This is a genomic window from Alistipes sp. HGB5 (assembly GCF_000183485.2).
Classification (GTDB): domain Bacteria; phylum Bacteroidota; class Bacteroidia; order Bacteroidales; family Rikenellaceae; genus Alistipes; species Alistipes finegoldii.
In genome coordinates, this window is record NZ_AENZ01000003.1 from 87,034 (window position 1) to 108,749 (window position 21,716).

The window sequence follows — 21,716 nt, forward strand, 5'->3', positions numbered from 1 at the left end:
CGCAACGCAATTTTTTTCGTAACTTTATCCCCACACAACGAAAATGCGCTGTACGCGTGTGCACGCATTATCCTAAACGTAACCGACTCAAACCTATGAAAAAACTGCTGAAACCGCTCTTCACGGCCCTGTTCGCGGGCATGGTCTGCACCGGCGCCAAGGCCGCCGAACCGCAGGTCATCAACATCCGGACCAACGACCTTTCGATGGTCATGAGCGTCGCTCCGAACGGCGAAGTGCTGTTCCACCACTTCGGAGGACGCATCGACGACGCATCGCCCGCCGCCGGCATCAAAAGCTACCGCCGCACGGACCACGGCACCGACAACCTCGCCTACTCGACGATGGGCGGCCGCAACTTCCGCGAACCCGCGCTGCGCGTGACCCACGCCGACGGGGACATGAACACCGAACTGCGTTACGTGTCGCACGCCACGCGCACGCTGGCCGACAAGAACGTCAGCGAAACGGTCGTCAAACTCACCGACACCAATCAGGCGCTGGACGTCGAACTGGTCTATACGGCCTATGCCAAAGAGAACGTCATCACGACCCACACCGTGATCCGCAACCGCGAAAAGGGCGACGCCGTACTGCACGCCTTCTATTCGTCGTCGCTGCCCGTAAAGGCGCGCAGCTACCTGCTGACCCACCTCTACGGCTCATGGGCGCGCGAGAGCCAGACCGACCACACGCTGCTCACCCACGGCTCGAAGAGCATCGAGTCGCGCAAGCTGGTGCGCACGACGCACACCGAGAACCCGGCCTTCATGATCACGCTCGACAGCGAAGCCTTCGACGAGAACTACGGCGAGGTGATCGCCGGCGCGCTGGCATGGAGCGGCAACTTCCGGCTCAACTTCGAGGTCGATGAATTCAACGTGCTCAACATCCTCGCGGGAGTCAACCCCTACGCTTCGGATTACACGCTCGCCAAGGGCGAATCGTTCACCACGCCCGAAATGGTCTACACCTACAGCTTCGAGGGCGCGGGCGGCGCGAGCCGCAACCTGCACGACTGGGCGCGCAACTACGGCGTATGGCACGGCCATACGTACGCCCCGACGCTGCTCAACAGCTGGGAGGGCGCCTACTTCACGTTCGACGCCAAGACCCTGACGGACATGATCGACGACGCGGCGGACATGGGACTGGAAATGTTCGTGCTGGACGACGGATGGTTCGGCAACAAATATCCGCGCAACGATGCGAACGCCGGACTCGGCGACTGGCAGATCAACGCAAAAAAACTCCCCGAAGGCATCGACTACATCGCTTCGCACGCACACCGCAAAGGGCTGAAATTCGGCATCTGGATCGAGCCGGAGATGGTCAACCCCAAGAGCGAACTGGCCGAGAAACATCCTGACTGGATCGTCAGGTCGGGCGACCGCGAAATGCCCCGGATGCGCAACCAGTGGCTGCTGGACCTGACCAACCCCAAGGTGCAGGACTTCGTATTCTCGGTATTCGACAACACGATGAAGCTCTCGCCCAACATCGACTACATCAAATGGGACGCCAACCGCCATGCGGAGAACGCCGGATCGGAATTCCTGCCCAAAGACAGGCAGTCGCACTTCTGGATCGACTATGTGCAGGGATTCTACAAGGTCATGGAGCGCATCCGCGCCAAATATCCCGACGTGCTGATCCAAGCCTGCGCTTCGGGCGGCGGCCGCGTGGAGTACGGCGCGATGAAGTACTTCAACGAGGTGTGGACCAGCGACAACACCGAAGCGCTTTCGCGCGCCCGCATCCAGTACGGCACCAGCCTGTTCTACCCGGCGACGGTCATGGGCTCGCACGTCTCGGCCACGCCCAACCACCAGACCAGCAACATCACGCCGATCAAATTCCGCTTCGACATGGCCTGCGCGGGCCGTCTGGGCATGGAGTTGCAGCCCAAGCAGATGAACGCCGAGGAGAAGGCCTTCGCGCGCAAAGCCATCGAAAGCTACAAGGGATACCGCGACATCGTCATGGAGGGCGACCTCTACCGCATCGGCACGCCTTACGACGATACGGGCTACTACGGGGTGATGTACGTATCGAAAGACAAGAAAAAAGCCGTGCTGTTCACCTACTGCACCCTCTACCAGAGCCGCACGCTGGTTCCGAAATACCGGCTTTACGGACTCGACGCGCAGACCCGCTACAAGATCAGGGAGCAGAACGTCGATAAGAAACGGTTCTGGTTCGACGGCGGCACCTTCACCGGCGAATACCTCAACCATGCGGGCATCAACCCCAATCTGAACAAAATTTACGACAGCGCCGTATTCGTGCTCGAAGCAGAATAGCGCTCCCCGAAGGGGAGAAGCGCCTGCTCCGGAAAGCCTGCGGCCCTGTTATGGCCGCAGGCTTTTTCGTCGCCCGGCAAAGGGCCGGAGAAGCGGACGGCACAAGCGGGAAAAGACGGCGGGGACGGGACCGGATGGCGAAAGCAGAAGCGGGACGGCGAAAGCGAAACCGGACGGCGGAAGCGGGATCGGACAGCGGGGACGAAAACAAACAGCAGAAGCAGGAACAGACGGCAAGAACGGCAACAAACGCACAAGCGGAACCGGGAACGAATGCAAGAAACGGGCGACAGGAGAGGGAACGGCCGCCAGATACGGGCGGCGGAAAATCCACTGTCTGCGGCCGTTGGTGTGCGATTCTGTAAAAATGGTATGACGAACCGTAATCGGGGTAGCCGGCAATAACGCGAAATCGGATATCTTTGCAATGTGGAATTACGGGCAGACCGGGAAAAGCGGTGCGGACCCGAAAAAACGGCATACGCTATGACGAAGGAACAGAAGGAGCAGACGATCGGACTGCTGTTCGCCGAGAAGTGTTCGTGCGTCGTCCGCAACGGGGACGAAGTGCGGATTTTCCGCGAACGGGGCGTGAAGGACCTCTACAGGCTGCTGCGCGAGGAGCCGCAGCTGCTCGACGGGGCTTTCGTGGCCGACAAGGTGGTTGGCAAAGGCGCGGCGGCGCTGATGATTCTGGGCGGCGTGGAGGAGCTTTTCGCCGACGTGGTGAGCCGTGCGGCCCTCGACCTGTTCGCCGCCGCGGGCAAAGCTGTCGCCTACACGGTCGCCGTGCCCCATATCATCAACCGTGCGGGCGACGGAATATGCCCCGTGGAGCGGCTCTGCGCCTCGGCGCAGACGGCCGGGGAGTGTCTGCCGCTGATCGAAGGATTCATCCGCAAAATGCAGGAGCGAAACGAATAGATAGGGTTCGCTACTGCCCGGCACAGGGATTTTCCGCTGGCGCAGCGACGGGATCGACGCCGGAACCCGACGCCCCGGACGACGCTCTTCGGGGGCGTGAGCCTCGATTTTCAAAACCGCACGAAAAGCACTGTTTTTGAATATGAACAAACAAAAGACAAAATGGAAACAACGGCTGTAAAACTCTATTCGCTCGATTACCGCGATGCGAAAACCTACCTCGCGGCGGCGCTCTTCGTCGCGGGCAACATCCTCCTGCCCCAAATCTGCCACTCGGTGCCGCAGGGCGGCCTGCGGTGGTTGCCGATCTACTTCTTCACGCTCGTCGGAGCCTACAAATACGGCTGGCGCGTGGGCCTGCTGACCGCCGTGCTGTCGCCGCTGGTCAACTCCGCGCTGTTCGGAATGCCCGCCGCGGCGGCATTGCCGGCGATTCTGCTCAAGTCCGTACTGCTGGCCGCAGCCGCCGGATTCGCCGCACGGCGGTTCGGGCGCGCTACGCTGCCGCTGCTGGCGGGCGTGGTGCTCTTCTACCAGACGGTGGGTGCGCTGGGCGAATGGGCCTTCACGGGTTCGGCGACGGCCGCCGTGCAGGATTTCCGCATCGGGATTCCCGGCATGCTCGCGCAGGCGGCGGGCGGTTACCTGATTATCAACTATCTGTTACGCAAATAAATCCAATCGACATGATCAATAGAATGTATGTGATCACACTGCTGTCGGTCCTGCCTTTCACGGCTTGCGGATCGGCTCAGGGCGGCGAAAAGACCGAAGCCCCCGAAGTATACTTCATCCGCGAGATCACACCCCGAAACATGGTGCGCATCTACGAAGCGCAGGAACGTCCCGCGACGGGAAAGGTCGCCGTCAAGCTCTCGACGGGCGAACCGGACGGGCACAATTACCTCAAACCGGAGCAGATAAAGGAGATCGTGACCAAAGTCGGCGGCACGATCGTCGAGTGCAACACCGCCTACGGCGGCGGACGCGCACACACGGAAGCGCACCTGAAGGCCGCCGCCGACCACGGTTTCACGGCCATCGCCCCGGTGGACATCATGGACGCCGACGGAGGGGTGAGCCTGCCGGTGAAAGGCGGAAAACACCTGAAAGAGAACTTTGTCGGCTCGCACTACCCCCGCTACGACTTCACGGTGGTGCTGTCACACTTCAAAGGGCATGCGATGGGCGGCTTCGGCGGTGCGGTCAAGAACATCTCGATCGGCATCGCGTCGTCGGCCGGGAAAGCATGGATACACTCGGCGGGCAAGACCAAAAACGCCGCCGAAATGTGGAGCGACCTCCCGGCGCAGGACGATTTTCTGGAGTCGATGGCCGAGTCGGCCAAGTCGGTCGCCGACCACTGCGGCGACAGGATTCTCTACATCAGCGTGATGAACAACCTCTCGGTGGACTGCGACTGCGACGCCCATCCCGAAGAGCCGAAGATGGGCGACATCGGCATCCTCGCCTCGCTCGATCCCGTGGCGCTGGACAAGGCGTGCGTCGATCTGGTGTACGCATCGCCCGATCCGGGGAAATCGCACCTGATCGAGCGCATGGAGTCGCGCCACGGCATTCACACGCTCGAACACGCCGAAGCCATAGGGCTGGGTTCGCAGCAGTACCGACTCGTGGAACTGAAATAGCATGGAGTACAGGACACTGGGCCGCACGGGACTGCGCGTCAGCGCCGTGGCGCTGGGCTGCGAGGGATTTATGAACCGGCCGGAGGAAGAGGTGCGGGCCGACTTCGACTTCGCAATCGAAAACGGGATCAACTTCCTCGACCTCTACGCTTCGAACCCCGAACTGCGCAGCAGCATCGGCGCGGCACTGGCCCGGCGGCGCGAAGGGTTCGTCATACAGGGGCACCTCTGCTCGGTGTGGGAAGAGGGGCAGTATCTCCGCACGCGCGATCCGGAGAAGGCGCAGGCCGCATTCGACGACCTGCTCGCGCGGCTGGGGACGGATTACGTCGATATAGGCATGATCCACTACGTCGATGCCGAGGCCGACCTGCGGAAGGTATTGGACGGGCCGATCCTGCAACTGGCACTGCGGCTCCGGTCGGAGGGGCGCATCCGCCATATCGGCATCAGCAGCCACAACCCCGCCGTAGCGCGGCAGGCCGCGGAAACCGGACTGATCGACGTGCTGATGTTCTCGCTCAATCCCTGTTACGACCTCTGCCGCCGAGCGACGACGTGGACACGCTCTGGGCCGACGAAAGCTATGCGCAGGAGCTGCACAACATCGACCCCGAACGCCAGCGGCTCTACGAATTCTGCGAACGCGAAGGCGTGGCGATCGACGTGATGAAGGCGTACGGCGGCGGGGACCTGCTGAGCGGGACCAACTCGCCGTTCGGGAAGCCGATGACACCGGTGCAGTGCATCGAATACGCCCTGACGCGCCCCGGCGTGGCGGCCGTGATGGCCGGATGCCGCAGCCGGACCGAAATCGAGGCGGCGCTCGCATGGTGTACGGCGACAGCCGCCCAGCGCGACTACACGCAGGCGCTGACAGGACTCGGCCGGTTCTCGTGGGAAGGACACTGCATGTACTGCGGCCACTGCGCCCCCTGCACGGCGGGGATCGACATCGCAAGCGTGAACAAATACTACAACCTGACGCTGGCGCAGGACGAAGTGCCCGAAACCGTACGCGAACATTACAACCTGCTGGCGCACCACGCTTCGGAGTGCATCGCCTGCGGCCGCTGCCAGAGCAACTGTCCCTTCGGAGTCGATATCGTCGGCCGCATGCAGCTGGCGGCCGCGAAGTTCGGGTACTGATCCGCATTCCGGGGGAGGAGCGGGCGAAAAAGCGAATCCGGCGGCGGTTCCGGCTTCCGAAATCGCGACAATTTCCTATCTTTGCCGATCGACACACACCGACAATGACCGAACAAATCATAGCACAAAGACTCGGAATCACCCTCCGGCAGGTGCAGGGCACGGTACGCCTGCTGCGCGACGGCGCGACGATCCCCTTTATCAGCCGCTACCGCAAGGAGGCGACCGGTTCGCTCGACGAACTGCAGGTCGGGGCCGTCAAGGAGCAGCTGGACAAACTCACCGAACTCGAAGCCCGCAAACAGACCGTCCTCTCGACGATCGGGGAGCAGGGCAAAATGACCGACGAACTCCGCAAACGCATCGAAGCGTGCTGGGAAGCCGTAGAGCTGGAGGATATTTACCTGCCCTACAAACCCAAGCGGCGAACGCGGGCGACCGTAGCGCGCGAACGCGGGCTGGAGCCGCTGGCAAACAGCATCATGGCGCAAAACTCGCACGACATCGCACGGCAGGCGCAGCGTTTCGTCACGGCCGACGTGCCGACTCCGGAGGAGGCGATAGCCGGGGCGTGCGACATCATCGCCGAGCGGGTGTCGGAGGACGAGCGCGCCCGCAACAGCGTACGCCGCACGGCGGCCCGCGAAGGCGCAGTACACTCCCGGCTCGTGAAAGGCAAGGAGCAGGAAGGGGTCAAATATTCGGACTACTTCGATGCGACGTCGCCGCTGCGCACCGTTTCGTCGCACCGCTTTCTGGCCATGCGCCGCGGCATGGACGAAGGGATCCTGAAGATCTCGGTGGAGATGGACGCCGACCGCATTACGGAAGGGCTTTGCCGCCAGTTCGTGCGCCACGGCTCGGCGACGCGCGAATGGATGGAAGCCGCCGTCGCGGACTCGTTCAAACGTTTGATACGGCCCTCGATCGAGACCGAACTGCTGGCGGCGGCCAAGGAGAAGGCCGACGACGAAGCGATCCGGGTATTCGCCGAAAACCTGCGGCAGCTGCTGCTCTCGGCGCCGCTCGGACAGAAGCGCATCATCGCCGTCGACCCCGGATTCCGTACGGGCTGCAAAGTCGTGGCGCTCGATTCGCAGGGCAACCTGCTGCACAACACCACCGTCTATCCCCATCCGCCGCAGAACCGTTACGACGAAGCCGCCGAAACGCTGCGGTCGCTGGCGGCCCGGTACAAGGCCGAAGCCTTCGCCATAGGCGACGGCACGGCAGGGCGCGAGACCGAACAGCTGGTCCGCGGGCTGGGGCTGGAGGGCGTCGGGGTGTTCATGGTGAGCGAGGACGGCGCATCGGTCTACTCTGCGTCGGCCGCGGCCCGCGAAGAGTTCCCCGATCACGACGTGACCGTTCGCGGCGCGGTCAGCATCGGCCGCAGGCTGATGGACCCGCTGTCGGAGCTGGTGAAGATCGACCCGAAGTCGATCGGCGTGGGACAATACCAGCACAGCGTCGATCAGTCCAAGCTCAGGGCCAGACTGGTCACGGTGGTCGAGAGCTGCGTGAACAAGGTCGGCGTGAACATCAACACCGCATCGAAGCATATTCTGACCTACATATCCGGTCTGGGGCCTGCGCTGGCCGAAAACATCGTCGCATATCGCGCCGCGAACGGCGATTTCAAAGACCGGAAAAGCCTGCTGAAAGTGCCGCGTCTGGGCGCCAAAGCCTACGAGCAGGCGGCGGGATTCCTGCGCGTGGTAGGCGGCAGGAATCCGCTCGACAACAGCGCCGTGCACCCGGAGTCGTATCATATCGTGGAGCGGATGGCCGCCGACGCGGGCGTGACGGTCGAGCAACTGCTGGCGGACGAGGAGCTGCGCAAAGGCATAAAACCCGAAAGATACGTGGACGCCGAGGTGGGGCTGCCGACCGTGACGGACATTCTCGAAGCACTCGACAAGCGGGGTCTCGACCCGCGCGAACAGCTGCAGGCATTCTCGTTCGATCCCGACGTGCACTCGGTCACCGACCTGCGCGAAGGCATGACGCTGCCCGGCATCGTCACCAACATCACGGCCTTCGGCGCGTTCGTCGATATCGGCATCAAGCAGGACGGGCTGGTGCATATCTCGCAGCTGGCCGACCGCTACGTCGCATCGCCGGCCGACGTCGTCCATTTGGGACAGCACGTCGAGGTCCGCGTGACGGGCATCGACACGGTCCGCAACCGCATTGCACTGTCGATGCGCAAGAACGGCTGACAAAATCGGCGTCCGGAATTACCCGAACGCCGATTTTCACATAGCATCCCGCTCACTCCTCAGGCGGCACGAAAGACCAATGCGTGTGCACGATTTCCCAACGCCCGGATGAATTCCGCCGATAAACCAACTTTATTACGCCAAATGGTTAAAATGCATATAAATGAATTAAATTATACAAAATCAGAACTAGCCCAAAATTAGAATTGAATGAATCAGATTGCGATAGTTATTTATACATGAATGCATCTCCGCGACGGCTTCAATTAAGACTCGGATAATGCGAATGTCAGAAGATGTATGACAAGCTAAAAATAAAACACCGTTGTAGTAATCTACAACGGTGTTTTGGTGAGGTCTGAAGCGGATTCGAACCGCTGTACAAGGTTTTGCAGACCTTTGCCTAGCCACTCGGCCATCAGACCATTTTTCGTTTCCGATCCGTCCTGCGCAAACCGCTGTTCGGGCCGCGGCCGCTGATTTCATTCAGCCCCCGGCTCCACCGTCTCAGGTGTTTTCCGGGTTACGCTCAGGCGTATCGGAGTGCAAATATACAAACATTTCTAAAATCTGCAAAACTTCGGCTCAACTTTGCGTTATTTCCCAAAAATATTTACTTTTACGACACGTTAAACGACTTTTGCGGCTATGACAATCGAGGATATCGCCCTTCAGATGACTCCGGGTATCGGGGTGAAGGGCGCCGTGCATCTGCTCGGAGTGTTCGGCAGCGCACGGGACATTTTCGCCGCGGCTCCGGACGAACTGGCGGGCGAAGCGGGCCTGCGCGAAGAGATCGCCCGCGAAATCGTCCGCCGCAGAGGATTCGCCGCCGCGGAAAAGGAGCTGGAGCATTGCCGCCGCAACGGAATCGCGGCCATCGCCTCGACCGATCCGGAATACCCGCCGCTCCTGCGGGAAATCCCCGACTATCCCCATGTCCTATACATAAAAGGTGATACGGCAGCCCTTTCGGCACGCTGTCTGTCGATGGTCGGCACGCGCAATGCGACGCCCTACGGACAGACCATGTGCAACCGGCTCGTGGAGGGACTCGCGGCGCAGGTGCCGGGACTCTGCATCGTCAGCGGACTGGCTTTCGGGATCGACGTCGCGGCGCACCGCGCGGCATTGGCGGCGGGAGTGCCGACCGTCGCCGTGCTGGCCAACCCGCTGCCGGAAGTGACGCCGGCGCAGCATACGGCCGTAGCCCGCGACATCCTCGATCACGGCGGCGCACTGGTCACGGAACTTCATTCGCAGACCCGGCAGAACGGCACGGCTTATATCGCCCGCAACCGCATCATCGCCGGGCTTAGCGCCGGATGTATCGTCGTCGAATCGCCTGACAGCGGCGGATCGCTCGTCACGGCGCACTGCGCCGACGATTACGACCGTTCGGTGATGGCCGTGCCGGGCCGCGCCACGGACCGCATGTCGGCAGGGACCAACCACCTGATCCGCAACCGTAAAGCGCAGCTGGTGCTGACGGCCGACGACATTGTCCGCGAATTGATGTGGGATCTCGGCGCGGAACCGGCGACGCTCCGGCCGAAACCCGCCACACCGCAGCTCACGCCCGACGAAACGGGACTGCTGGGTTGTTTCCGCACGGACGATCCGCTGTCGCACGAAACGCTTTCAGAACTGAGCGGACTCGATCCCGGCGAGCTGGCGACGCTGCTCGTGGGGCTGGAACTGGCAGGCGCCGTACGCCAGCTGCCCGGCAACAGATACATGAAACTGATATGAGACTTACCGATACACATTCGCATCTGTACGCCCCCGAATTCGACGCGGACCGCGAGGAGGCCCTCGCACGTGCGGCCGACGCCGGAGTGGAGAGAGCGCTGCTCCCGGCGATCGACTCCGAAAGCCATGAACGGCTGTTCGGGTTGTGCCGCAGCCATCCGGAGCGGTGCGCCCCGATGATGGGCCTGCACCCGACGTCGGTGAACGACAATCCACGCTGGCGCGAGGAGCTGGCGCTCGTAGAGCGTTATCTCGAAACGCCGCCCGCAGGGATCCGCTTCTGCGCCGTGGGCGAAATCGGGCTGGACCTCTACTGGAGCCGTGATTTCAGGGCCGAACAGCTCGAAGCCTTCCGCCGCCAGATCGACCTGTCGCTGGAGTACGGTCTTCCGATCGCGGTCCACACGCGCGACGCATGGCCCGAAACCGTGGAGCTGATGCGCGAATACAAGGGCAGAGGCGTCCGGGGCGTTTTCCACGCCTTTTCGGACACGGCCGACACCTACCGGGAACTGAAGGAGTACGGCGACTTCGTCTTCGGCATCGGCGGGGTGGTGACGTTCAAAAAGAGCAAGCTGGCCGACGCGGTGCGGGAGATGGAGCTGCGCGACATCGTCCTCGAAACCGACTGTCCCTACCTGACGCCCGCACCCCACCGCGGCGAACGCAACGAATCGGCCTATGTGCGGTACGTCTGCGAAAAAGTCGCGGAGCTGAAAGGACTGACGCCCGGCGAGACGGCCGAAGCGACGACGGCCAACGCCGAACGCATTTTCGGAAAATAAAAAAACACAAGCATACACGATGAAATCCTCTATCCTGATTATCTACACGGGCGGCACGATCGGCATGAAGAACGACGCCGAAACCGGAGCCTTGGTGCCGTTCGACTTCAGCGCCATATACGACGAATTCCCGTCGCTCAAGCGGCTCAACGTGGACATCGACGTACTGACGATGGACCCCGTGATCGACTCGTCGAACGTCACGCCCGCCAACTGGGCCGCACTTGCCGAACTGATCCGCGACAACTACGCGCGCTACGACGGATTCGTCGTGCTGCACGGCACCGACACCATGTCATATACCGCGTCGGCCATGAGTTTCATGCTCGAAAACCTCGCAAAGCCGGTCGTCTTCACCGGAAGCCAGATTCCGATCGGCGTACTGCGGACCGACGGCCGCGAGAACCTCATCACGGCCATCGAAATCGCGGGGGCGCACATCGGCGGACGCCCCGAAGTGCCCGAAGTGTCGCTCTATTTCCAGAACCGGCTGTTCCGCGCCAACCGCACCACCAAGCGCAGCGCCGAAGCGCTGAGCGCCTTCCGCTCCTACAATTATCCGCCGCTGGCGGAGGTCGGGGTCAACATCGCCTACAACCTCCCGGCCATCCTGCATCCGACGGAGGTTTCGCCCCAGCTGCGCATCGCCACGCGGCTGGCCGACGGAATCGAGGTGGTCAAACTCTTTCCGGGACTGGGCGAAAACATCCTCCGGGCCATGCTCTCGGCCCCCGGACTGAGAGCCGTGGTGCTCGAAACCTTCGGCGCGGGCAACGCCCCGACCAACGAGTGGTTCATCCGCGTACTGAAGGAGGCGATCGGCCGCGGGATCATCATTCTCAACATCACGCAGTGCGGCGGCGGAAAAGTCTCGATGGAACTTTACGAAACGGGGCTTCGCCTGCAGGAAATCGGCGTCCTGTGCGGCCACGACATGACCACCGAAGCCGCCGTGACCAAACTGATGTACGTGCTGGGACTCGACCTGCCGGACGACCGGACGCGCGCGCTGCTGCGCCGCCCCCTGCGCGGAGAATTTACGGCCTAAGCCATTGCACGGAACGATTTTTTTTTCTATATTTCGCACTGCTAATGTATCCTTAGAAGGCCCCCGGTGACGGCGGACGGAAAGATGCGAACATCGCAACAAGTTGATCGGCAGGAAATTGCATGAGTTCAGAATGAAAGATTCGGGATTCGGCTGCCTGCGTGAAACCGGTACGGAAAATATGCGGACAGCGACCAAAAAACGCCGGATAAATTCCGGAAGCGTGAAAAAAAAGATTTTTTTAGGATTTTTTTAGGGAAAAATAAGAAATTGAAGAAGTCGGGAAACCGAGATATGGAATAAACCAAAAAAGACACAAACAAATAAACAACTAATCAAATTTAATTTTATCCAACACAACTATGAAAAAACTTTTTTTGATTCTGTCAGTGGCCCTGTTCGCACTGGGTACTGTTAACGCTTTCGCGCAGGAAGCCGCTGCCGCTGCCGAAGAGACTGCAGTCGCTGCCGAAACCGCACTCGCAGGCGACAGCATGCACCACATCATGATGCAGAAATTCCTCGAAGGCGGTTGGGAATGGATGCTCCCGGTTCTTCTCTGCTTGGTGATCGGTCTGGCTGTCGCTATCGAGCGTATCCTCTACCTGTCGCTGGCAACGATCAACTCGAAGAAGCTCATCGCTGCCGTTGAGGACGCACTGAAGAACGGCGGCATCGAAGCTGCCAAAGAAGTTTGCCGCAACACCCGCGGTCCTATCGCTTCGATCTACTATCAGGGTCTCGACCGCTACGATCAGGGTCTGGATTCGGTCGAGAAGGCTGTCGTTTCCTACGGTTCGGTTCAGACCGGCCAGATGGAGTCGGGTCTTTCGTGGATCGGTCTGTTCATCGCTCTGTCGCCGATGTTGGGCTTCATGGGTACCGTTGTCGGCATGATCGCGGCGTTCGACGCCATTCAGGCTGCCGGCGATATCAGCCCGACCCTCGTTGCAGGCGGTATCAAGGTCGCCCTTCTGACCACCCTCATGGGTCTTATCGCTGCGGTTATTCTTCAGCTGTTCTACAACTATATCGTTTCGAAGATCGATTCGCTCGTGAACGATATGGAGGATTCGTCCATCACGCTGATGGATATCCTGACGGCATACAGCAAGAAATAATCCCAACGATTTAAAGAGTTAAAAAGCAATTATGAAAAAGATATTGAACATATTGCTGGGCATTCTGATGGCGATCACCGTGGTACTTCTGGTATACGCGATCGCTACGGGCGGCTCGGATGCTGCGATCAGCCTGAACCTCGTATGGGGATACTTCCTCTTCGTGTTCGCTGTCGCCGCAGCCCTGTTCTGCGCCATCTTCGGAATGATTCAGAACCCGGCAGGCATCAAGGGAACCATCCTCTCTCTGGCGCTGATAATCATCGTCGTCGGCGTGTCGTACTTCTACGCTGCCGGCCACACGGTGAACATCGTCGATCTCCAGACCAATGGTTTCTTCGGCCACGGTGAAACCGTAATTACCGAAACGAGCATTCTCGTGACGTACGTTGCTTTCGTCGCCGCTTTCCTGACGGCCGTAGTAACCGAAATCTGGGGCGCTTTCAAATAATGGAGTGAACAACAATGGCAACAGATAAAAGGAAAATACAGGAAATCAATGCCGGCTCGATGGCCGACATCGCCTTCCTGCTGCTGATTTTTTTCCTGGTGGCCACAACCATGAATGTCGATACCGGTCTGGTGCGTATGCTCCCGCCGATGCCCCCCGATGAGAAACAACAGGAGGACATCAAGGTCAAGGAACGCAACCTCTTCCTCGTGCTCATATCGGGCAGCGGCAACATCATGGCTGGTCCCTCCGGCAAGCAGGAGATTATCGACCTGCACCAGCTCAAGAACAGGACGAAGGAATTCATTCTCAATCCGATGGACGACGAAAACCTTCCTGAGAAGGTGGAGAAGGAGATCGAATTGAGCGACGGCAGCAAGTGGATGTATCCCGAAAGCCAAGGCGTCGTTTCGCTCCAGACTACACGTGATACCGGCTACCAGTCGTATATCATGGTGCAGAACGAGCTGACCCGCGCATTCAACGAGGTCCGCGATGAAGTCGCCATGCGGAAATTCGGCTCGAAATTCGCCGACCTTCCCGAAGAGAACCGCAACGCAGTATCAAAAGCCGTTCCGCTGAAGATCTCGGAGGCAGAACCCCGTAATATAAAGAAGTAAGCTATGGCAGTAATGAAAAAGAAGGGCAACAAAGGTTTGCCCCCTATCTCGACCGCATCGCTTCCTGACGTGATCTTCATGATCCTCTTCTTCTTTATGGTATCGACGACCATGCGCGATCAGGAACTGCTCGTGAGATACAAACTCCCTGAGGCTACCGAGGTACAGAAGCTGGAGAAGAAATCGCTCGTCAGCTACATCCACATCGGACAGCCTTCGCTGGCGATGCAGGCCAAATTCGGTACTGCACCCCGTATCCAGCTGAACGACTCGTACAAAACGACCAAGGATATTCTGGATTTCGTCGCTGCAGAGCGCGATAAGCTCAGCGAGGCCGACCGTGCTTCGATGACCATCTGCCTCAAGGCCGACCAGACCACGAAAATGGGTATCGTAACCGACGTGAAGCAGGAGCTTCGCCGTGCCAACGCACTGAAAGTCTCCTACGCCGCTTCCAAGTCGCTGGGATACTAAAATCCGAGGAAAATTGTTTGAAAAAGAGCTGAAGTCAAGACTTCAGCTCTTTTTGTTTTGCCGTATGAAGAGGGATTTCGGCGTTTCGAATACGAATGATACGCCGCCGGATCAGAACACCAATTCCAGCTGGCCGATTTCGTGGTTGAAGGTCAGCCGGTGATGTGGAGTGAGACCGTACTCGCGGATTGCAAGGCGGTGTTCGCGCGTCGGATAACCTTTGTTCTTCCGCCAGCCGTACTGGGGAAACTCCTCAGCCAGACGCAGCATGTACTCGTCGCGGTGCGTTTTGGCCAACACCGAAGCGGCGGCGATGTCGGCATACTTGCCGTCGCCTTTGACGATGCAGCGGTAAGGCAGTTCGAGCCGAGTCCGGAAGCGGTTGCCGTCGATGGCCAGAAAGCCGGGAGCGGGATCAAGCCGCGCCGCGGCCAGCGACATTCCCTCGAACGACGCATTCAGAATGTTGATCTCGTCGATCCGCTCGGCGGAGACCGCTTCGACGGCCCATGCCACGGCTTCGTGTTCGATAATCGTCCGAAGCTTCTCGCGGTTGCGCTCGGTCATCTGCTTCGAATCGTTGAGCAAGGGGTCGTGGAAATCGGGCGGCAGCATCACGGCCGCTGCAAAGACCGGCCCGGCGAGACACCCCCGCCCGGCTTCGTCGCATCCCGCTTCGGGAAGATCGTATTGAAAGCAATTTTCAAGCATAGCCAAAAACATTAAATCATCGGCACCCGACACAAATCAAGGAAAACCGGCAACAAACTATTACACGCCCGCCGCCGGAAGCTGCTGCGGCAAAAATTGCACAGACGAATCCTGCGACCGGAAAAGCAAATCCCGAAACAGGCCCGGAAAGCTGGTCCGAAAAGCGAGTCGGAACCCAATTCCGGACAGAACCGCCGGAATGCAACCGGCATCTCCGGAGACGTCGATCCGCCCCGCCTCCGCCCACCGGTTCCGCCGAGCGGCCGAGCAACTGAACAGCCGAGCAGCCGAGCAACTGAACAGCCGAACAACCGAACAACCGGACAGCCGGACAGCCGGACAGCCGGACAGCCGAAACATGCCGTGTTGCTCCTGCGAACGGGCCGCAACCATACGCAAGACTGGAAAAGAAACACCCTCCGCAGGATTCCGGCTACAACAAAGTTAGCAATTATTTAGTCCCGTACAGCTTTTTTCCGTATTTTTGCCGAAAGCAGAAATCGCCGCATGAAGATAGATATCGCCCGACAACCGCTGGTCCCGGCCTTCGTCACCCTCTTCGCACTCGCAGTCACGGCCATGTGGGGCGGGGCGGGAAACGGCGTGTCCGCCGGCGCGCCGGAGACAATGCCCCTGCTGGGCGGAGCGCTGACCCGGTTTCAGGCAGCATATCCGGTGTGGGCACGTCTGGCCGCCGGATTCATGATCCTCTTCACGGGAATGTGCACGGGGCGGATCGCCATCCGCTACAACCTCTATGGCGTCAGCACATGCCTGCCGATTCCGCTCTACGCCGTCGTCGCCTGCGGAATCTTCTCCGGCGGGAACTACCTGACGGCATTCGCCGCTTCGATGCTGCTGGCGCTCGCCGCCAAGAACTACTGCCGTTCGTACTGCAACGGCTACGGATTCGACGCCATTTTCCGCGCGTCCCTGTATCTGGGATTGCTGCCGCTGGTCTATGCTCCCGCGACGCCGCCGGTGCTGATCCTTCCGCTGGCGATACTGCTTTTCAAGCGTACCTTCCGCGAAGCGGTAGTCGCCGCCGCAGGGCTGATACTGCCCCTCCTGACCGCCTGCTATGTCAGCTGGGGCATGGGTGACGAATTTACGGCTCCGGTCATGACGCTGGCCGATGCGCTCGTATCGGGCGTTCCGCTGTGGATCTTTAAGGGCCTTCCGCTCCCGTCGCTCGTCATGTTGTGCGTCATCGCGGCGCTTGCCCTGACGGCGCTCCTTTTCTTTCTCTCGGACATTTATGCCGCCGGAACCAAACCCCGCTTCATCCTTATTTTCAATACAGGTATACTGGCGATGACTCTCGCCCTGCTCTGCACCCCGTCGGTCACCCCCGAAGCATTCACCCTGACGGCGGTTCCCGCCGCCCTGCTTTTCCCGGTGTTTTTCGTGCGGATAGACCGCAGAATCGCACTGCCCGTTTACCTGATTCTGCTGGCCGCGTCGGTCTACATTGCAACATTACAATAATCTATTTAGTCACAAAGGTAATACAAACAGTCCTATTTGCCTTAATGCGCCTTTTTAGCGTATTAATTCTTTTATAAAACAAATATTAAATTGTATATTTGGAGTTGAACAAAAGTGACGCAACTTATTGTTCATAGAAACTTAAAATACGATTTAGTATGAAGAATTCATTGAATTCGTCGGCTCAGCAGCCGATGATCGTGAAGTATGTCGAAGCACTTCACAACGGAATCCAGTCTCAGGCGCTTTCGCGCTATGCAATCGGTTACATTCTTCGTGGTACGAAGTACATCTACGAAGGCGATAAGCGCCAGACGCTCACACGCGGAGACGTATTCTACCTCGGCATCGGGCATCACTATATCGAGAACTTCCCGGAAAACGGCCAGCCCTTCGAACAAGTGCTCTTTTATTATACGCCGGCGGACCTCCAGCGTATCCTGATGCATCTGAACATCACCTACGGCCTGAACATTTCGAACGAACATTCGTGTGAAAACTGCCGCAACCGCACGCACGTCGCCATGCCCGCATGGAATTCGATCCGCAACTTTTTCGTCAATACCAACAACGACCTGCGCGACGAAGATTTCCACCGCGACGAGACGGCCGAGAACATCAAGATGACCGAATTGATCTATCTGATCGCCTCGCACGAGGACTGCTGCATCAAAAGCAAGCTGCTGAGCAACATGGACGCCGCGAAAGAGAATTTCGAACAGATCGTCTACGACCATATCTTCAAAGACATCTCCATCGAGGAGCTTTCGAAACTGACGAACCGTTCGCTCACTTCGTTCAAGAAGGAGTTCCGCCGTCATTTCCAGATGCCGCCCCACAAGTGGTACATCCGCCAGCGGCTGATGCACTCGCGTCTGCTGCTGATCTCGACCTCGAAATCCATTTCGGAGATCGGCAACGCCTGCACGTTCCCCAATACGTCGCATTTTATTAAACTTTTCAAAAAGGAATACCAGATGACGCCGGCCGCTTACCGCAACCGCCACATCACTTCGCTCACCCCGGAGAAGCAGCCCGAAACGGTGCAGAACGCGGAAATACGCGAAGCGCTTTAATCAAAAACTTATAAATCGGCTATTATTTTAAATTTTTTAATTATAATTTAACAGATTTCTTCAGGTTAGTTTGAAAAAATGTTATAAAAGATTTGGTGAATTGTGAATTTCAGTTTATCTTTGTATAACAAAACGTGGGATTCTCCCACTCTCATTAACCTAACTAACCTAACCAGAGGGGTTCGCTACTGCCAGGTACCGAACCCCTTTCTCGTGTCCGGAAGCGGCGGAGAGAAGGCTCCGATAATGAATTATTGCAGTTTCGGCAGGTGCGTTTTTTTATTTTTTAATATGCTTTCTCCCCGCGGCGACGACGGGAGGGCGGAAAGCGGTTCCCCCTTCGAAGATCCGCCCCGAAAAGCCCGAAAACGGACGGATGCCGGCGCAGAAGCGTCCGGCGCAGGGCTGTCAAAGAAAATGAACCATTCTTAGGGAATATCAATTATTTTTTCGTATTTTTGCATCAATTGGAAAATAATGATCTTAAATGCCGAAGTTTTATGACAAGGTAGACGTACTGAAAAAACCCGGATGGCTGAAGATCCGGCTCCACCGAACCCCGGAATACGCCGAGGTTCAGCAGATAGTCCGAAAACATGCGCTGCACACGATTTGCAGCAGCGGCATGTGTCCCAACAAGGCCGAATGCTGGAGCCGCAGAACCGCGACCTTCATGATTCTGGGCGATATCTGCACACGGGGCTGCCGCTTCTGTGCCACCAGAACAGGACATCCCCTTGCCCCGGACGCCGAGGAACCCCGGCGGGTAGCCGAAAGCGTCTCGCTGATGAAACTGAGGTATGTCGTCGTAACTTCTGTAACGCGTGACGACCTGCCGGACGGCGGCGCCGCACATTGGGCCGAAACCGTCCGCGCCATCCGCAAACAGAATCCCGACGCCGCAATTGAGCTCCTTATTCCCGATCTCGACGCACGGCCCGACCTCTTGGACACGGTCATCGCGTCGAAGCCCGATATAATCGGGCACAACATCGAAACCGTCGAGCGGCTGACCCCCGTGGTCCGTTCCAGAGCGAAATATCGCACGAGTCTGGAGACCCTGCGCCACATGAGCCGGCAGGGCGTCGCAACGAAAAGCGGACTGATGGTCGGACTTGGCGAGAGCGATGACGAAGTATTACAAACCCTGCACGACCTGCGCGAAGCGGGCGTCGGGATCGTAACGCTCGGTCAGTACCTTCGTCCAACTTTGGAGCATTACCCCGTGGCGGCGTATATCACTCCTGAAAAATTCGAATGGTACAGACTCAAAGCGCTGGAAATGGGCTTCGCCTACTGCGCGAGCGCGCCGCTGGTCCGCTCGTCGTATTTGGCGGAAGAGGCCCTGAAAAGCGTTAAAAGTTTGCAGCGATGAACGTTTACTGCCGGGACCTCGGACAGATGGACTACAAAGCCTGCTGGGATTTGCAGCAGACCCTGTTCGACGCCCTGACAGCCGGAAAAACGAACCGGACGGCAGCGCCGGAGAGCGCAACGCCGTCCTCGGAAGAGGCGGGCACGATCCTGCTGGTGGAGCATCCGCCGGTGTACACGCTCGGCAAAAGCGGCCACGCCGAGAACCTGCTCGTGGGCCGCGAAGCGCTCGAAGCGATGGGCGCGCAGTTCTTTCACATAGACCGAGGGGGCGACATCACCTTCCACGGACCCGGACAGCTGGTCTGCTATCCGATTCTGGACCTCGAAAGGTTAGGCATCGGGCTGAGGGCATACATCGACGCGCTGGAAGAGTCCGTCATCCGCACCGTGGCCGAATACGGCATCCGGGCGGAACGCATCGCAGGCGCTTCGGGCGTCTGGGTGGGAGCGGGAATCGCGCAAGAAGGCGATCACCGGACCGCGGACGGCGGCGGAAAATGCACGCCGGCGGGCGCTCCGCGCAAGATATGCGCAATAGGAGTCCGTTCGTCGCGTTATATTACCATGCACGGGTTCGCGCTGAACGTAACGACCGATCTGGAGTGGTTTTCGCGCATCAACCCCTGCGGATTCACCGACCGGGGCGCGACCTCGATCGAAAGGGAAACGGGCGCCAAAGTCCCGATGGACGATGTCAAAAGACTCGTCGTGAAATTTTTAAGTGAGATATTAAATGTTAGAATATATAAATAGTAAATCGTATGCCTATAGAAAAACGATGGGTAGTGAAACCGCAGGGCGATTCCGAGGCGGTGGCGAAGCTCGCCTCCGTGCTCAGGATATCCCCCGTGCTGGCGAATCTGCTCGTACAGAGAGGCATAGACACTGTAGAAAAGGCGGACAAGTTCTTTAAACCGAGCCTCGCCGACCTCCACGACCCGTTCCTGATGAAGGATATGGACAAGGCGGTCGAGCGGGTCGAACAGGCCGTTCGTAACAATGAGAAGATCATGGTTTACGGCGACTACGACGTGGACGGCTGCACGGCCGTTGCGCTGGTGTACAAGTTCCTGCGCCAGATCGGGCATAAAAACCTGATGTTCTACATTCCCGACCGTTATACCGAAGGTTACGGCATTTCGGTCAAAGGTATCGACCTCGCGGCCCGCAAGGGCGTGGGGCTTATCATCGCTCTGGACTGCGGTATCAAAGCCACGGAAAAGATTGTCTATGCAAAGAGCAAGGGCGTGGATTTCATCATCTGCGACCATCACCTCCCGGCCGAGGAAATTCCCCGCGCCGTAGCCGTTCTGGACCCCAAGCGGGTCGATTGTTCCTACCCGTTCGACGAACTGTCGGGCTGCGGCGTGGGATTCAAACTCGTGCAGGCCTACGCCCAGAAAAACCGGATTCCCTTCGAGCAGATCAGCCCGCTGCTGGACCTGCTGGTAGTGAGCATCGCCTCGGACATCGTGCCGCTGGTGGACGAAAACCGCATTCTGGCGCATTTCGGCCTCAAAGACCTCAACCGCGAGCCGTCGAAGGGCCTGCTGTCGATCATCAAGATCTGCGGTCTGGACAAGCACAACATCACCATCGACGACATCGTCTTCAAGATCGGTCCCCGCATCAACGCCGCCGGGCGCATGCGCATGGACGAGAACGACGAGAATGCGTCGCCTTCGGGCGGCCACGCCGCCGTCGAGCTGCTGATCGAGGGTAACGAAAGCATCGCCGCGGAGTTCGGCAACGTCATCGACGCCTACAATCAGGACCGCAAGTCGATCGACCGCTCCGTCACGCAGGAAGCGCACGACTTCATCGAGCGCAACCCCGAAATGAAGCAGCTGAAGAGCACCGTGATCTACAATCCCAAGTGGATGAAGGGCATCGTGGGCATCGTCGCGTCGCGTCTGATCGAAACCTACTACCGGCCCACGGTGGTGCTGACGATGAGCAACGGATTCGTGACCGGATCGGCCCGTTCGGTGCCGGGCTTCGACCTCTATCAGGCCGTCGAATCGTGCTCGGACCTGCTGGAGAACTTCGGCGGACACATGTACGCCGCAGGACTGACGATGCGGCCCGAAAACGTGGACGAGTTCACCCGGCGCTTCAACGCCTATGTCGAGGAGAATATCGACCCGCAGATGCTGATGCCCCAAGTGGACATCGACAGCGAACTGCTCTTCTCGGACATCACGCCCGCATTCCGCAAGGACCTCAACCGTTTCCAGCCCTTCGGGCCGGGCAATACGGCGCCGGTCTTCGCCACCTACGGGGTCAGCAACCACGGCGACGCCAAACTGGTCGGCGTGGAGTGCGAGCACCTGCGCATGGACCTTATACAGCGGCAGAAGCCCAACACCAAGATCCAGTCGATCGCCTTCCAGCAGCCCACGCACTACGAATGGGTGCGTTCGGGACGCCCGATCGACGTATGCTACCAAATCGTCGAAAACCACTACCGCGGTACGGTAACCACCCAGTTGCGTATCAAGGACATTAAACCCGTTTTAAACAAATAGATGATTCGGAGAGCCGTAAAGACCCGCCGCACGGCGGG

Annotated in this window: 18 protein-coding genes, 1 tRNA gene and 1 pseudogene; 18 read left to right on the top strand and 2 right to left on the bottom strand. The window is 59.0% G+C overall.

All coding sequences use genetic code 11. The features are described from left to right. Positions 1-95: 95 nt before the first annotated feature. The 6 genes and pseudogenes from HMPREF9720_RS00670 to HMPREF9720_RS00695 all read left to right on the top strand — a co-directional run bounded on the left by HMPREF9720_RS00670 (position 96) and on the right by HMPREF9720_RS00695 (position 8,247). Positions 96-2,303: an alpha-galactosidase gene (locus tag HMPREF9720_RS00670; RefSeq protein WP_039939441.1), complete on the top strand. Its 2,208-nt coding sequence runs from the start codon at positions 96-98 to the stop codon at positions 2,301-2,303. Between the two features lie 486 nt (positions 2,304-2,789). Beyond that, on the top strand, positions 2,790-3,227 hold the full coding sequence (locus HMPREF9720_RS00675) for a DUF1893 domain-containing protein (protein WP_009596191.1): 438 nt from the start codon (positions 2,790-2,792) through the stop codon (positions 3,225-3,227). A gap of 162 nt (positions 3,228-3,389) precedes the next feature. Then, the gene (locus HMPREF9720_RS00680) at positions 3,390-3,902 is read left to right on the top strand and encodes a hypothetical protein (protein ID WP_039939443.1); all 513 of its coding nucleotides are present in this window, start codon (positions 3,390-3,392) and stop codon (positions 3,900-3,902) included. An 11-nt stretch (positions 3,903-3,913) separates the two neighbouring features. After that, positions 3,914-4,876 (top strand): DUF362 domain-containing protein, encoded by a 963-nt coding sequence (locus HMPREF9720_RS00685; protein ID WP_009596152.1) that lies wholly within the window; start codon positions 3,914-3,916, stop codon positions 4,874-4,876. 1 nt (position 4,877) lies between these two features. Beyond that, positions 4,878-6,025, top strand: a pseudogene (locus HMPREF9720_RS00690) (aldo/keto reductase). A 104-nt stretch (positions 6,026-6,129) separates the two neighbouring features. Next, positions 6,130-8,247: a Tex family protein gene (locus tag HMPREF9720_RS00695; protein ID WP_009596142.1), complete on the top strand. Its 2,118-nt coding sequence runs from the start codon at positions 6,130-6,132 to the stop codon at positions 8,245-8,247. 354 nt (positions 8,248-8,601) lie between these two features. Here the strand turns inward: HMPREF9720_RS00695 and HMPREF9720_RS00700 are convergent. Continuing rightward, positions 8,602-8,672: transfer RNA gene (locus HMPREF9720_RS00700), tRNA-Cys, on the bottom strand. A 223-nt stretch (positions 8,673-8,895) separates the two neighbouring features. Between HMPREF9720_RS00700 and dprA the strand changes: the two genes are divergently transcribed. The 7 genes from dprA to HMPREF9720_RS00735 all read left to right on the top strand — a co-directional run bounded on the left by dprA (position 8,896) and on the right by HMPREF9720_RS00735 (position 14,498). Continuing rightward, a complete protein-coding gene (dprA, locus tag HMPREF9720_RS00705) occupies positions 8,896-9,999 on the top strand; it encodes a DNA-processing protein DprA (RefSeq protein ID WP_009596127.1) in 1,104 nt (367 codons plus the stop codon). After that, positions 9,996-10,784 carry a TatD family hydrolase gene (locus HMPREF9720_RS00710; RefSeq protein WP_009596154.1) on the top strand — a complete coding sequence of 263 codons (789 nt, stop codon included), beginning with the start codon at positions 9,996-9,998 and terminating at the stop codon, positions 10,782-10,784. Before dprA ends, HMPREF9720_RS00710 begins: the two co-directional genes overlap by 4 nt. A 19-nt stretch (positions 10,785-10,803) precedes the next feature. Continuing rightward, positions 10,804-11,832 carry an asparaginase gene (locus tag HMPREF9720_RS00715; protein ID WP_009596157.1) on the top strand — a complete coding sequence of 343 codons (1,029 nt, stop codon included), beginning with the start codon at positions 10,804-10,806 and terminating at the stop codon, positions 11,830-11,832. 362 nt (positions 11,833-12,194) lie between these two features. Next, entirely contained in the window at positions 12,195-12,953 is a 759-nt protein-coding gene (locus tag HMPREF9720_RS00720; RefSeq protein WP_009596195.1) for a MotA/TolQ/ExbB proton channel family protein, read from the top strand. 31 nt (positions 12,954-12,984) lie between these two features. Continuing rightward, positions 12,985-13,404 (top strand): hypothetical protein, encoded by a 420-nt coding sequence (locus HMPREF9720_RS00725; RefSeq protein WP_009596184.1) that lies wholly within the window; start codon positions 12,985-12,987, stop codon positions 13,402-13,404. A gap of 14 nt (positions 13,405-13,418) precedes the next feature. After that, positions 13,419-14,024 (top strand): ExbD/TolR family protein, encoded by a 606-nt coding sequence (locus tag HMPREF9720_RS00730; protein WP_009596190.1) that lies wholly within the window; start codon positions 13,419-13,421, stop codon positions 14,022-14,024. A 3-nt stretch (positions 14,025-14,027) separates the two neighbouring features. Next, entirely contained in the window at positions 14,028-14,498 is a 471-nt protein-coding gene (locus tag HMPREF9720_RS00735) for an ExbD/TolR family protein (RefSeq protein ID WP_009596170.1), read from the top strand. Positions 14,499-14,609: 111 nt separating this feature from the next. Here the strand turns inward: HMPREF9720_RS00735 and HMPREF9720_RS00740 are convergent, their stop codons facing one another. Then, entirely contained in the window at positions 14,610-15,209 is a 600-nt protein-coding gene (locus HMPREF9720_RS00740) for a ribonuclease HII (protein WP_039939447.1), read from the bottom strand. A 507-nt stretch (positions 15,210-15,716) separates the two neighbouring features. On the opposite strand from HMPREF9720_RS00740, the gene HMPREF9720_RS00750 reads away from it, so the two are divergent. From HMPREF9720_RS00750 to recJ, 5 genes are all read left to right on the top strand, one after another. Then, positions 15,717-16,697, top strand: coding sequence for a hypothetical protein (locus HMPREF9720_RS00750; RefSeq protein ID WP_009596141.1), 981 nt, complete (start codon positions 15,717-15,719; stop codon positions 16,695-16,697). A gap of 158 nt (positions 16,698-16,855) precedes the next feature. Further along, complete coding sequence (locus HMPREF9720_RS00755) at positions 16,856-17,773, top strand: AraC family transcriptional regulator (protein WP_009596129.1); 918 nt, start codon at positions 16,856-16,858, stop codon at positions 17,771-17,773. Positions 17,774-18,260: 487 nt separating this feature from the next. Continuing rightward, the gene (gene lipA / locus HMPREF9720_RS00760) at positions 18,261-19,148 is read left to right on the top strand and encodes a lipoyl synthase (RefSeq protein ID WP_009596228.1); all 888 of its coding nucleotides are present in this window, start codon (positions 18,261-18,263) and stop codon (positions 19,146-19,148) included. Beyond that, positions 19,145-19,903, top strand: coding sequence for a lipoyl(octanoyl) transferase LipB (gene lipB / locus HMPREF9720_RS00765; RefSeq protein ID WP_009596134.1), 759 nt, complete (start codon positions 19,145-19,147; stop codon positions 19,901-19,903). Before lipA ends, lipB begins: the two co-directional genes overlap by 4 nt. Positions 19,904-19,911: 8 nt before the next feature. Further along, positions 19,912-21,678: a single-stranded-DNA-specific exonuclease RecJ gene (gene recJ / locus HMPREF9720_RS00770; RefSeq protein WP_009596137.1), complete on the top strand. Its 1,767-nt coding sequence runs from the start codon at positions 19,912-19,914 to the stop codon at positions 21,676-21,678. The last annotated feature ends 38 nt before the right edge of the window (positions 21,679-21,716 follow it).

Bases quoted from the DNA above. Each gene is read 5' to 3' on its own strand.
- HMPREF9720_RS00670 (WP_039939441.1), top strand. From the start codon at position 96: ATGAAAAAACTGCTGAAACCGCTCTTCACGGCCCTGTTCGCGGGCATG.
- HMPREF9720_RS00675 (WP_009596191.1), top strand. From the start codon at position 2,790: ATGACGAAGGAACAGAAGGAGCAGACGATCGGACTGCTGTTCGCCGAG.
- HMPREF9720_RS00680 (WP_039939443.1), top strand. From the start codon at position 3,390: ATGGAAACAACGGCTGTAAAACTCTATTCGCTCGATTACCGCGATGCG.
- HMPREF9720_RS00685 (WP_009596152.1), top strand. From the start codon at position 3,914: ATGATCAATAGAATGTATGTGATCACACTGCTGTCGGTCCTGCCTTTC.
- HMPREF9720_RS00695 (WP_009596142.1), top strand. From the start codon at position 6,130: ATGACCGAACAAATCATAGCACAAAGACTCGGAATCACCCTCCGGCAG.
- dprA (WP_009596127.1), top strand. From the start codon at position 8,896: ATGACAATCGAGGATATCGCCCTTCAGATGACTCCGGGTATCGGGGTG.
- HMPREF9720_RS00710 (WP_009596154.1), top strand. From the start codon at position 9,996: ATGAGACTTACCGATACACATTCGCATCTGTACGCCCCCGAATTCGAC.
- HMPREF9720_RS00715 (WP_009596157.1), top strand. From the start codon at position 10,804: ATGAAATCCTCTATCCTGATTATCTACACGGGCGGCACGATCGGCATG.
- HMPREF9720_RS00720 (WP_009596195.1), top strand. From the start codon at position 12,195: ATGAAAAAACTTTTTTTGATTCTGTCAGTGGCCCTGTTCGCACTGGGT.
- HMPREF9720_RS00725 (WP_009596184.1), top strand. From the start codon at position 12,985: ATGAAAAAGATATTGAACATATTGCTGGGCATTCTGATGGCGATCACC.
- HMPREF9720_RS00730 (WP_009596190.1), top strand. From the start codon at position 13,419: ATGGCAACAGATAAAAGGAAAATACAGGAAATCAATGCCGGCTCGATG.
- HMPREF9720_RS00735 (WP_009596170.1), top strand. From the start codon at position 14,028: ATGGCAGTAATGAAAAAGAAGGGCAACAAAGGTTTGCCCCCTATCTCG.
- HMPREF9720_RS00740 (WP_039939447.1), bottom strand. From the start codon at position 15,209: ATGCTTGAAAATTGCTTTCAATACGATCTTCCCGAAGCGGGATGCGAC.
- HMPREF9720_RS00750 (WP_009596141.1), top strand. From the start codon at position 15,717: ATGAAGATAGATATCGCCCGACAACCGCTGGTCCCGGCCTTCGTCACC.
- HMPREF9720_RS00755 (WP_009596129.1), top strand. From the start codon at position 16,856: ATGAAGAATTCATTGAATTCGTCGGCTCAGCAGCCGATGATCGTGAAG.
- lipA (WP_009596228.1), top strand. From the start codon at position 18,261: ATGCCGAAGTTTTATGACAAGGTAGACGTACTGAAAAAACCCGGATGG.
- lipB (WP_009596134.1), top strand. From the start codon at position 19,145: ATGAACGTTTACTGCCGGGACCTCGGACAGATGGACTACAAAGCCTGC.
- recJ (WP_009596137.1), top strand. From the start codon at position 19,912: ATGCCTATAGAAAAACGATGGGTAGTGAAACCGCAGGGCGATTCCGAG.